The 11,652-nt window shown below is 69.9% G+C and carries 7 protein-coding genes; all 7 read right to left on the reverse strand.

Going from position 1 to position 11,652, the window contains the following annotated elements; all coding sequences use genetic code 11:
- Window positions 1-72 precede the first annotated feature (72 nt).
- The 7 genes from Q5H91_RS10970 to Q5H91_RS11000 all read right to left on the reverse strand — a co-directional run bounded on the left by Q5H91_RS10970 (window position 73) and on the right by Q5H91_RS11000 (window position 11,540).
- Window positions 73-2,541 (reverse strand): ATP-binding protein, encoded by a 2,469-nt coding sequence (locus tag Q5H91_RS10970; protein ID WP_305173448.1) that lies wholly within the window; start codon window positions 2,539-2,541, stop codon window positions 73-75.
- Complete coding sequence (locus Q5H91_RS10975) at window positions 2,541-4,532, reverse strand: PAS domain-containing hybrid sensor histidine kinase/response regulator family protein (protein ID WP_305173449.1); 1,992 nt, start codon at window positions 4,530-4,532, stop codon at window positions 2,541-2,543. The genes Q5H91_RS10970 and Q5H91_RS10975 overlap by 1 nt, the downstream gene beginning before the upstream one ends.
- A gap of 75 nt (window positions 4,533-4,607) precedes the next feature.
- On the reverse strand, window positions 4,608-6,095 hold the full coding sequence (locus Q5H91_RS10980; protein ID WP_305173450.1) for an ATPase domain-containing protein: 1,488 nt from the start codon (window positions 6,093-6,095) through the stop codon (window positions 4,608-4,610).
- A gap of 102 nt (window positions 6,096-6,197) precedes the next feature.
- Window positions 6,198-6,884: a TetR/AcrR family transcriptional regulator gene (locus Q5H91_RS10985; protein ID WP_305173451.1), complete on the reverse strand. Its 687-nt coding sequence runs from the start codon at window positions 6,882-6,884 to the stop codon at window positions 6,198-6,200.
- Window positions 6,885-7,021: 137 nt separating this feature from the next.
- The gene (locus Q5H91_RS10990) at window positions 7,022-8,608 is read right to left on the reverse strand and encodes an AMP-binding protein (protein WP_305173452.1); all 1,587 of its coding nucleotides are present in this window, start codon (window positions 8,606-8,608) and stop codon (window positions 7,022-7,024) included.
- Entirely contained in the window at window positions 8,605-10,236 is a 1,632-nt protein-coding gene (locus Q5H91_RS10995) for a carboxylesterase/lipase family protein (RefSeq protein WP_305173453.1), read from the reverse strand. The genes Q5H91_RS10990 and Q5H91_RS10995 overlap by 4 nt, the downstream gene beginning before the upstream one ends.
- Window positions 10,233-11,540, reverse strand: coding sequence for a spinster family MFS transporter (locus Q5H91_RS11000; protein WP_305173454.1), 1,308 nt, complete (start codon window positions 11,538-11,540; stop codon window positions 10,233-10,235). The genes Q5H91_RS10995 and Q5H91_RS11000 overlap by 4 nt, the downstream gene beginning before the upstream one ends.
- Window positions 11,541-11,652: the final 112 nt, after the last annotated feature.

Raw genomic sequence — 11,652 nt, forward strand, 5'->3', positions numbered from 1 at the left:
CTCGGATTGAACCAGCCACTTGGCCTCCCCGGCGGAGGCCGGGGAAGTGCTTCAGTTTCGGTGGATCACACTCTAGGATCCGACCGGATCGGCCAGGCGGGCGGCAAGGTCGGTCTGGCGGAACGGCTTGACGAGGCGCGGCAGGTCCGGCGCCACGCCCTCGACGGCGGCATAGCCCGAGACGATCAGCGTGCGCGTGCCCGGCAGGCGGCGGAGCAGCTCGCGCGCCAGTTCGGTGCCGTTCATCCCCGGCATCAGATGGTCGGTGACGAGCAGGTCCGGCGTCAGCCCGCCATCGACCAGGCGCAGCGCCTCCTCGGCCGATCCCGCCTCGATCACCTGATAGCCCAGCTCGACCAGCATGTCGGCGGTGCTGGCCCGGACGATCTCCTCGTCGTCGACGACCAGCGCGCGGCCGACGCCGGCGCGCTCCTCCGGCTCGTCGGCGCGCACCGGGTCGGGTGCGTCCTGGTCCGTCGCGGGCAGCCACAGCTCGACATTGGTGCCGAGCCCCGGCCGGCTGTCGATCGCCAGCGCGCCGCCCAGCTGCGCGGCGAGGCCGTGGACCATCGACAGGCCTAGGCCGGTACCCTTGCCGATGCCCTTGGTCGAGAAGAACGGCTCGATCGCGCGCTGCAGCGTCTCGGCATCCATGCCCTGACCGGTGTCGGCCACCGACAGGTGGACGTAGCGCCCGGGCTTCAAGCCCGAGCGGTGCCCCTTGGCCAGGTCGACCGCACGCGCCGCGATGTTGAGCCGCCCGCCATCGGGCATCGCGTCGCGGGCGTTCACGCTCAGGTTCAGGATCGCCATTTCCAGCTGGTTCTGGTCGGCGATCGCGGCCGGCAGGTCGTCGGCGACGTCGATCGCGACCCGCGTCTGCGGGCCGGAGGTGCTGGACACCAGGTCGGCCATCTCGGTCACCAGCGTGCCGACATTGACCGGACGGGGCTGGAGCGGCTGGCGCCGCGCGAAGGCGAGGAGGCGCTGGACCAGCGTCTTGGCGCGCTCGGCCGACTGGATCGCGCCCGCGATCAGCCGCTGCTCGCGCTCGCCGCCCACGCCCTTGCGCTGAAGCAGGTCGAGGCTGCCGACGATCGGGGTCAGCAGGTTGTTGAAGTCGTGCGCGACACCGCCGGTCAGGCTGCCCATCGCCTCCATCTTCTGGCTCTGGCGCAACGCTTCCTGCGCGCTCATCAGCTCGGCTTCGGCGTTCAGCCGGGCCGAGATATCGTCGGCAAGGTGGAACGCACCGATGATCCGGCCAGCATCGTCGCGCAGCGGCGTGTACCGAATTTCCCAGCAGGGCTGGCCGAACTCGACGCGGCCGAACGTCTCGGTGACGGTGAAGGTCTCGCCGGCGAGCGCGCGGGCCATGAAGCCGCGGATGATGTCGCGCTGCTCGGGAATGAACAGGTCGGGAAATCGGTCGCCCAGCCGGGTTTCGAACCCGTTGACGCGCCGGAACTCGTCGTTGTGCGCCTTGTTGAACGCGATCAGCCGGAAGTCGTGGTCGAACGCGCAGATCGGCGACACGGTCGCCTCGACGATGTCGTGGAAGCGGCGCAGCTCGTCGGTGCGCGCCGCCACCTGTCGTTCCAGCGTCTCGTTCAACTCGCGCAACCGGTCCTCGGCCGCCTTGCGCGCGCTGATGTCGTTGAACAGGATGGCGACGCGGCGGCGCCCGGCGGGCCCGGTGCGAAAGGCGTGGACGTCAAACCAGCGGGCCATCTGCGCCGACCCGTTCTCGAACCGCACCGGCTCGCCGGTGCGCACGACCGCGCCGTACATGTCGTACCAGTGCTGCTCGAGGCCGGGCACCAGCTCGCTCGCCCAGTGGCCGACCGCGTCGGCCAGCCCGGTCTGGCGCTGAAATGCGGGGTTGACCTCTTCGAACCGGTAATCGACCGGACGGCCGTCCGCGTCGAAGCGCATCTCGACCACGCAGAAGCCGACATCGACCGCCTCGAACAGGGTGCGGTAGCGCGCCTCGCTCTCCGACAGGCGCGCCTCCGCGCCGATCCGCTGGACATGCGCCCAGCACCGCGCGACGACGGCGGCGACCAGCCGGATCTCGTGATCGTGCCAGTCGCGCGCGCCGTCCTGATGCACCGCCATCATGGCGACCAGCCGCCCGTCCTTCAGCAGCGGGCAGCAGATGATCGCGGCGATGCCGATCGACAGGAACATGTCGCGCCCGTCCGCCGGCAACAGCTCGCGCGAGACGTCGCGCACCACCAGCGTCCGCCCGGCGCGCATATCGGCCGCGGCACGCGAACCGAACAGGTCCAGGCTGTAGACGCCGGCCGAACTCGCCACCCCGGGCGCGGTATAGTCGTCGCGGATGACGAAGCGGTCATTGTCCGCGTCGAGATCGGCATAGGCGCAGCGCGACGCGTCCAACTGGCGTGCCAGCAGCTCGGCCGCCGCCCGCATCGCCGTCGGCGCATCGCGCGCCGTCTGCAGCGCGCCGTCCAGCTCGCTCAGGAAACGCAGCTGCACCTCGCTCTCGCGGAGCGCCACCATGGTGCGGTCGTCCATCAGCCGCGATCCGCCGGCATCATCTCGGCGATCTTCGCGGACAGCGTGTCGATCGTGAAGGGCTTGGTAATCATGCTCATATTGGTACCGAGAAAGCCCGACCGGATCGCCGCATTCTCGGCATAGCCGGTGACGAACAGGATCGGCAGGTCGGGCCGGTGGCGGCGGGCGATTTCCGCGAGCTGACGGCCGTTCATGCCCGGCAGTCCGACGTCGGAGATCATCAGGTCGATATGGCGGTCCGATGCCAGCACCGGCACCGCCTCGCCCGCATCGCCCGCCTCGATGATCCGGTAACGCAGCTCCTCCAGCACGGCCCGCACCAGCAGCCGGACCGAGCTGTCGTCCTCGACCAGCAGCACGGTCTCGCCGCGCCCCTCGATCGCCGCGGGCGCTTCGGGCGGATTGGCGCCCTGCTCGTCGTCGGCAGCGACCGGCAGGAACAGCTTGACCGATGTGCCCTGCCCGACCTGGCTGTGAACGCGCACCTGCCCGCCCGACTGGCGCGCAAAGCCATAGACCATCGACAGGCCAAGGCCGGTGCCCTCGCCCATCGGCTTGGTCGAGAAGAACGGCTCGAAGATTCGCTCCAGCACGTCGGGCGCGATGCCGACGCCGGTGTCGGACACCGCGACCATCACATAGCGACCGGGTGCGGCGTCGCCCCGCGTCGCGACATAAGCCTCGTCGAGCACGACGACGCTGGTTTCCACCGTCAGCGTGCCACCTTCGGGCATCGCGTCGCGCGCGTTAATGACCAGGTTGAGGATCGCGTTTTCCAGCTGGTTGGCGTCCGTCGTCGCCTTTGGCAGATCCGTACCCTGCACGACGCGCAGCACGATATCCTCGCGCACCGAGCGTTGCAGCAGGTCCTGCAGCGAGGTCAGGAGCGCGCCGATATCGGTCGCGCGGATGTCGAGCGACTGCCGCCGCGAGAAGGCGAGCAGCCGCGCGGTCAGCGCCGCCGCGCGCTGGGCCGACTGGGTCGCTGCGTCCATGAACCGGTTCAGATCGTCGGTTCGGCCATCGGCGAGCCGGCGGCGCATGATGTCCATCGCGCCGATCACGCCGGTGAGCATATTGTTGAAGTCATGGGCGATACCGCCGGTCAGCTGGCCCACCGCCTCCATCTTCTGGCTCTGGCGCAGCGCCGTCTCGGCGCTGGCCCGGCGCTCCATCTCCAGCTCCAGTGCCACCGTCCGCTCGGCGACGCGGCGCTCCAGCTCCTCCTCGGCCTCGCGCTGCATCGTGACGTCGAGCGCGAAGATGTAGAAGCCGTCGACTGTCCCGTCGGCGTCGCGGCGGGGCAGATAGCGGATCTCGGCCTCGCGCCGGCGCCCGTCGCGGTGCGGCCACGACAGCGCCAGCGACACCGGCGTGCCCGCCAGCGCGCGGCGCATCGCGTCCTCGCGCAGCGCGAACCCCTGGTCGCCGACGATCTCGCGCACGGTCCGGCCCAGCACCTCCTGCGGTGACCGGTACATCCAGTCCTCATACGCCTTGTTGGCGAAGCGGTAGCGCAGGTCGCGATCGATGAAGCCGATCAGCACCGGCAGCGAATCGGCGACCAGCCGCAGCTCCGCCTCGCTCGCGGCAGTGGCGCGCCGCGCCGCCTCGATGTTGAGCAGCTGGTCACGCGCCTCGAACTGCTTCTGGCGCGAGCGCATCGCCGAGGCGATCGAGCTGGTCAGCGAGGCCGATCCGATCGGCCGTTCCAGGACGATCGCGTTGGTGAACGGCTCGATTAGCGCGACCCGCGCGCGCTCGATGGCCAGCGGATGCCCGGTCCGACGCGCCGCCAGCAGCACGAACGGCACGTCCGACCAGGCCGGCTGCGCGTCGAGCGCGGCCTGGAGCACCGCCTTGTCCCCCGCCAGCGCCTCCTCGGTCATCACCACGACGCCGACCTGCTCGTCCAGCGCCGCCACGACCGCCGTCAGATCGGCACAGACGCGCGCGTCATAGCCCTGCCCCGCCAGCAGGTCGCGCACGCTTTCGGCGTCGCGGCCGAACGGTGCCGCGATCAGGACCCTGCTCCCCTCGGATGCCGTCCGATGGCCCAAGGTTCAGCGGTCCTCCATCAGCGGGCTGCGCGCGCCGCTATACTCGGGCGTGCCGGTCAGCACGCCGCGGAACGCCACCAGCGGATCGCCGACCCGCACGCCGTGCGTGTCGATGCGCAGTTCGCGGATCGCATCCTCATGCTGGCCGGCGCGGTTCTTCAGCACCGAGATCGCCTTGCGCAGCCGCCCGTCCGCCTCGAAGAAGCGGAGCATCACCACCGCATCGGCGACGTACGAGACGTTGAGGTTGGTCGCCATCGTCCCCAGCAGCCCCTGCTGCGGATTGATGAGGAAGGTGACCACGCCCTTCTGGCTCAGGTACGACAGCAGCTCGTGGATCTGCAGGATCAGCTGCTGCTCCTGCGGCATCGCCGCCAGATAGCCGTTCAGGCTGTCGATCGCGAGCATGCGTATGCCCCGCTCCTCCACCTCGCGGCGAACGCGTGCGGCGAACTCGCCGGGCGACAGCTCGGCGGGGTCGACCTGCTGGATCGACAGGCAGCCGCTGTCGAGGTGCTTTTGCAGGTCCAGGTTGAACGCGCGCGCGCGTGCGACCAGCGTGCCGATCCGCTCGTCGAACTCATAGATCGTCGCGCACTCGCCCCGCTCGCATGCGGCGTGGAGATATTGCAGCGCGATCGTCGTCTTGCCGGTGCCCGCCGGGCCGGTGAGGAGCGTGCTGGTGCCCCGCAGCGGCCCGCCGTTCAGCAGCGAGTCGAGCGCCGTGACGCCGCTCGGCACCGGATCGCCGACGAAGCTGGCGTGATGATCGGCGGCGATCAGCCGCGGATAGATGTCCAGCCCGCCCCGCCGGATCGCGAAATCGTGATAGCCCGCGACGAAGTCGATGCCGCGCAGCTTCTGCACCTGCAAACGCCGGCGCGCGGCGCCGAAATCGAGCGTCAGCCGCTCCAGCGTGATGACGCCATGGCACAGGCTGTGCAGGTGCGTGTCGCCGCCCGCGTCGCGCGCGCCGGTCAGGTCGTCGACCAGCAGCACGGTGGTCCGGCGCCCCGCGAAGAACTGTTTCAGCGCCAGGACCTGGCGGCGGTAGCGCAGAGGGTCCTGCGCCAGCAGCCGCATCTCGGACAGGCTGTCGAACACGACGCGGCACGGCTGCACGCGCTCGACCTCCTGCTGGATCAGCTTGATCGTGCCGCTCAGCTCCATTTCCCAGGGGTGGAGGATCGACTGTTCGCGCCCCTCGCCCAGCACGCCGTCGGCGGAGTTGAGTTCGAACACGTCGAACTCGTTCAGATCCCAGCCGTGCGAGGCGGCGACGACGTCCAGCTCCTCGCGGGTTTCGGACAGGGTGATGTAGAGCGCCTTCTCGCCGCGCTGCACGCCGGCGCGCAGGAACTGGAGCGCCAGCGTCGTCTTTCCCGATCCGGGTGCGCCTTCGAGCAGGTAGAGCCGGTTTGCGGGAAGGCCGCCGCGCAGGATCGTGTCGAGCCCCTGGTTGCCCGTCGAGATGATCTCGGATGTCGCCATCGTTCGCAGCCGTTCCAACGCGTTACGACGGTTCAACAACCGCCCCTCGCGCCCGCATCTCGCACGCGGCGACAAGAACGACAACGGTCGTGATAGGGGCGGTCAGCTCCGCGCGGCGCAGGTGGCGATGAAGCCGGCCGCCATGAACCGCGCCATGCGCGACTTGATCGCCTCGAAATCCTCCGACCGGCACAGCCCGCCGGACAGCTTGTCGATGCGCCCGGTCCGCCCCAGCGACAGCATCAGCCCGCCGGTGACGAAGTGGTATCCCCAGAACAGGTCCTCCTCCGAACACGCGGGCAGCGCCTGTTTCAGGATCTGGATCAGGCGCAGCACGACCGCATCGAAGTGCGTGTCCATCAGCTCGGCACCCCATTCGGCGGTGTTGCTCATCTGCGCGCCGAGCATGCCGAAGTTGCGCCAGCCGATATCGCCATTGCCATAAAGGTCGAGGTCGGCATCGAGATAGGCGTGGAGCGCCCCCTCGACGGTCGGCTTGCCCGCCGCCTCGCGCTCATAGGCGTCGAGCGTCGCCATCCGCCGCTCGATCGTGACCGGCGCACGACGGGCGATCACCGCGTCGAACAGCTCCTTCTTGTCCTTGAAATAATAGTGGAGCAGCGACTGGTGGACGCCGACCCGTTGCGCCACCTCCTTCAGCGTGACGCCATAGAGGCCGTGCTTGGCGAACAACTCCTCGGCGGCGTCGAAGATCTGCGTCATCGTCGCCGCGCGCTGGTCGGCCTTGGTCTTGGGGCGGCGCTTGGGTCGGATCGGCGCGTCGGTCATGCCGCTCCTCTGCGCCCGTGCGGGGGAGCGGGCAAGACCGGGCCGGGCCGACGCGTCAGCGGCCATTTGAACACCCGCGAAAGGGCGAGCTTCGAAGCGGTGCCAAGTGCGCCCCCGGCGCATTGTCGGACGGACTCTCAGCCATGCTCGGCCCGCAGGCGCATCTTGTCGATCTTGCCGGTCAGCGCCAGCGGCATGGCGGGCACGCGGACGATCGCGTCGGGCAGCCACCAGCTGGCGATCCGGCCGCGCAGCGCATCGAGCAGCTTCTCGTCGGGCAGGTCGGCGCCCTGTCGCTCCTCGACGACCAGCACGGGGCGCTCGCCCCAGCGCGGATGCGCGCGGCCGACGACCGCGACCAGCGCGACCTCTGGCAGGGCTCCCACGATCGCCTCGATCTCGCCGGGATTGATCCACTCGCCGCCCGACTTGATGAGATCCTTGGCGCGGCCGGTGATGCTGAGGTTACCCTCGCCGTCGATCCGCGCCAGGTCGCCGGTGTCGAACCAGCCCTCGGCATCGGTCGCGTCCGCCTCCTGCCCGAAATAGCGCGCGACCGTGCTCGCCCCCTTGACCCACAGATGCCCCTCGCCATCGCGCTGGTCGGGCAGCGGCACACCGTCCGCATCGGTCAGGCGCAGGTCGACGCCGATCGGCGGCCGACCCGACTTGTTCGACGCGCGGATCGGCGCGATCGCGGGCGTGATCGTGCCGAGCGGCGACAGCTCGGTCATGCCCCAGCTGGTCTGGACGGTGACGCCCAGCCGCGCCTCGAGCCGGTCCATCAGCGCCTGCGGCACCGACGATCCGCCGAGCAGCACGCGCTGGAGCGACGGGACGGTGCCGCCGGTCCGCTCCAGGTGATCGACCAGCCCCAGCCACACGGTCGCGACGCCGGCGGCGACGGTCACTCCCTCCTCGTTGATGAGGCGCGCCAGGCTGGCACCGTCCTGGTTGCGTCCGGGCAGCACCAGCTTGGCCCCCGCCGCCGGTCCCGCGAAGGCGAAGCCCCAGCCATTGGCGTGGAACATCGGCACCGCGACCAGCACCGCGTCCTGCGCCGTGATGCCGATCACGTCGGCGGCGAGCAGGTGGGTGGTGTGGAGATAGTTGGAGCGATGGGTATAGGTCACGCCCTTGGGCGCGCCGGTCGTGCCCGAGGTGAAGCAAAGCCCGGCCGGCGCATGCTCGTCGAACCCGCCCCAGGGCACCGTCGCGCCATGTGCGGCGAGCAGCTCCTCCAGCTGCCAGACACGCACCCGGTCCGACACCGGTGCCGGCGACGGCGCGCCGGGTTCGTCGAACAGGACGACGTGCTCGATCGTCGGGCAGAGCTGTACCAGTTCCTCGACCAGCGGTGCGAGGCCGGGGCTGACCGCCAGCACGCGGTTCTGCGCCTGGTGGATCATCGCCGCCAGATGCGCGGGCGCGAGGCGGGGGTTGAGCGTGTGGCAGACGATCCCCGTCCCCATCGCGCCGTACCAGCACTCCATATGCGCCTGACTGTTCCACGCGAGCGTCGCAAGATTGTCGCCCGCGCGCAGGCCCAGCGCCGCGAAGGCACCCGACAGGCGGTTGGCGCGCTCACGCAGCGCGGCATAGCCGATCCGCGCGCTGCCGCCGTCGCCGCCGGTCACCACCTCGGTCGTGCCGTGCCACCTGGCGGCATGGTCGATGAACTTGTCGAGGGTCAGCGCATAGGGCTGCATCGCGCCCGGGGTCATCGCTGCGGTCCGGCGCAGGGGGTCTGGGGCACGCTGCCCGCGGCGACGCCGATATTGACGAACCATAGCTGATCGGCGGCGCGGCGGCGGCACACCACCTCTTCGTTAAAGGCATAGTGGCCGGGCAGCACGTTCGTGCCCGCCACGGGGCGGTCGCGGAACGCCATGTACGCCTTCGCCTTGCCATAGGGCGACCAGGCCGGATGGCCCGCCGCACGCGGCGTGCCGGTCTTCGCGAACGTGGTCCAATAGTCGATCATCGCGTCCGACAGGCCCCGTTCGGCCGGGGTCACCGGTGGCGCCGGCCAGTTGACCGGCAGGGCTGCGCCGATCAGCCCGAAGACGTACGGGATTTCGCTGGCATGAAACGCGTTCAGCCCACGCGCATCGGCCGCCGGATAGCTGTGCTGGTAATAATAGAGATAGGCGGGTTGCCCGGCCGCACTCTGCTTCTCGGCCAGCCGCTCGGCAGTCCAGCCATAGATGCCGTCGCGGGTCGCGGCGAGCACGCTCTCCTCGACGTCGGTGCCGGGGTAGAGCTTCAGGAAGGCATCGGCGAGGTTGCCGTAATTGGCGCGGATCGCCTTCTCGTAGGCGGCGGCATCGGTCGGGATCGGCGGCGCGAGCCGGCGCAGCGAGCGGATCTCGCCCGCGTTGAACCCGGCGAGCAGCGGCACATGCGCCTGCTCGCCGGCGTCGAACGTGTCGACCAGCTGCTTGGTCAGTACCCAGCCGTCGATGGTCGGCTGGGTGAGGTAACCGAGCGTCGGCGCGGTGTCGGTCAGCGTCGCCGCCGGCACCGCGCGCAGTGCGGCGATATCGGGCGCCTTGAATGCCTGACCGACCATCGTACCGACCTGCTCGGCCGCCGGCGCACCGTAGACCGCGCTCTTCAGCGCCGGGTTGGTGACCATATACGCGCTCTGCGCGATCGCCTTGGTATAGAGGCCCTTGGCGAGCGGGCTGGCGAGCAGGTCCATGACGCTGAGGCCGCCGGCGCTCTCACCCATGATGGTGACGTTGGCGGGATCGCCGCCGAACGCCGCGACATTGGCCTTCACCCATTTCAACGCCGCGATCTGGTCGAGCAGCCCGTAATTGCCCGAAGCGTGCTGCGGCGACTCCGCGCTGAGGCCCGGATGGGCGAGGAAGCCGAGGATGCCGAGCCGGTACTGGACCGACACCACCACCACGCCTTTCGCGGCGATGTGCTGCGCGTCGAAGATCGGGCTGGCGGCATAGCCGGCGACCAGCGCGCCGCCATGGATCCACACGATCACCGGCGCCTTCTTCGCACCCTTGGGCGACCAGACGTTCAGCGACAGGCAGTCCTCGCTCATCGCCGCCGGATCGTCGGCATAGAGGCTGTCGGGCTTGGACTTGGGCTGCATGCACGCCGCGCCGAACCGCGTCGCGTCGCGCACGCCCTGCCAGCCGCCGGCGGCGACGGGAGGCTTCCAGCGCAGGTCGCCGACCGGCGGCACCGCATAGGGGATGCCGCGGAACACCCGCGTGCCGTCGGCAAGGGTCGTACCGGCGAGCTGCCCCTGCGCGATCGTCACGGTCGGCGGCGTGGGTGCTGCCGCGACCGACAGCGCGGCGGCGAGGATCGAAGCGAGCATCTTCATGACTGGACTCCGTGGGCGCGCTTCACCGTGCGGGCGACCGCGAGGTGGAGGGCGGCGGCGATGAGGTAGAAGGGGACGAGCGTGTAGAAGGCATATTGCAGCGAGTGGTCGGGATGGCTCGCCCTGAACCAGTCGCTCGCCGCGCCGAGCCAGGTTGGCCCGAGGCCCAACCCGATCAGGTTCATGATGAGGAGCAGCACCGCCCCCGCCAGCGTCCGCTGCCGCGGCGCGACCGAGTTCTGGACCAGCGTCACCGCCGGGGTCAGGTAGAAGTAATTGAGGAAGGTCGGGACGATCAGGAACGTCATCGCGAGCGGCCAGCCGGGCGCGGCGACGAAGCCGATGAAGAACGGCACCGCGAGCAGCAGCGCATAGGCGGGAATGGTGCCATAGACCTGCGGACGCCGCGCCGCGTACCGGTCGATCAGCCGGCCCGACAGGTAGATGCCCGAACTCACCCCGATCGCCAGCACCAGCGCGTACCAGATCGCGACCTGGTCGAGCGTCATGGCCTTCTCGCGCATCAGGAACAGCGTGGTGAAGCCGAGCGTCGCATAGGTGACGAACTGGGTCGCGCCGGCCGCCAGCGCGACCAGCAGCAGCGTCGGCGTCGCGAAGAACGTCTTCACCGTCATCCAGAAGCTGACCGCCTCGCCTGCCATGTCGGCCGCGACCGGCTGCGTATCGGTGGCACCGCGCCGCGGCTCGCGGACGAACGCCCACACGCCGACCGCCGCGATCAGCCCGGCCGCACCCAGCAGGATGAAGGCGAGCCGCCAGTCATACGCCGCGGCGATCTTCGCCCCGAACGCCACGCCCAGCGCCTGGCCAAGCGGGGGACCCAGGTTGAACAGCGCCAGTGCCCGGCCGCGCCTGTGCGGTGGGAAATAGTCGGAGATGATCGAATAGGAGGGCGGCACGCCGCCCGCCTCGCCGATCCCCACGCTCATCCGCGCCGCGGCGAGCTGGCCGTAATTGGCCGACAGCCCGCACGCGATCGTCGCCGCGCTCCACAGCGCGCAGGCGATCGTCAGCACGCGGGTGCGGTTGCCGCGATCCGCCAGCCACGCCACCGGCACGCCGAGGATGCAGTAGAACAGCGCGAAGTAGAGACCACCCAGCCGCCCGAGCTGACCGTCGGTGATGCCCAGATCGTCCTGGATCGGCTTGGCGAGGATCGACAGCAGCTGCCGGTCGAGGAAGTTCAGCACATAGACGAAGCACAATATGCCGAGCACGAGCCAGGCGTATCGATCACTCCGGGGGGCGGCGGCTGGCGGTGCGGCTGGCGTGGCCGATGTCATGACACGCTCCTGAGACGATGGCCTGAAACGGGGCCTGAAACGGGGCCTGAGACGATGGCCCGTGACGATGGCGTCCGGCCGGGCGCGGGGGGAAAGTCCCGCGCCCGGCGCC

The organism is Sphingomonas aurea (genome assembly GCF_030678875.1).
Lineage (GTDB): Bacteria > Pseudomonadota > Alphaproteobacteria > Sphingomonadales > Sphingomonadaceae > Sphingomonas > Sphingomonas aurea.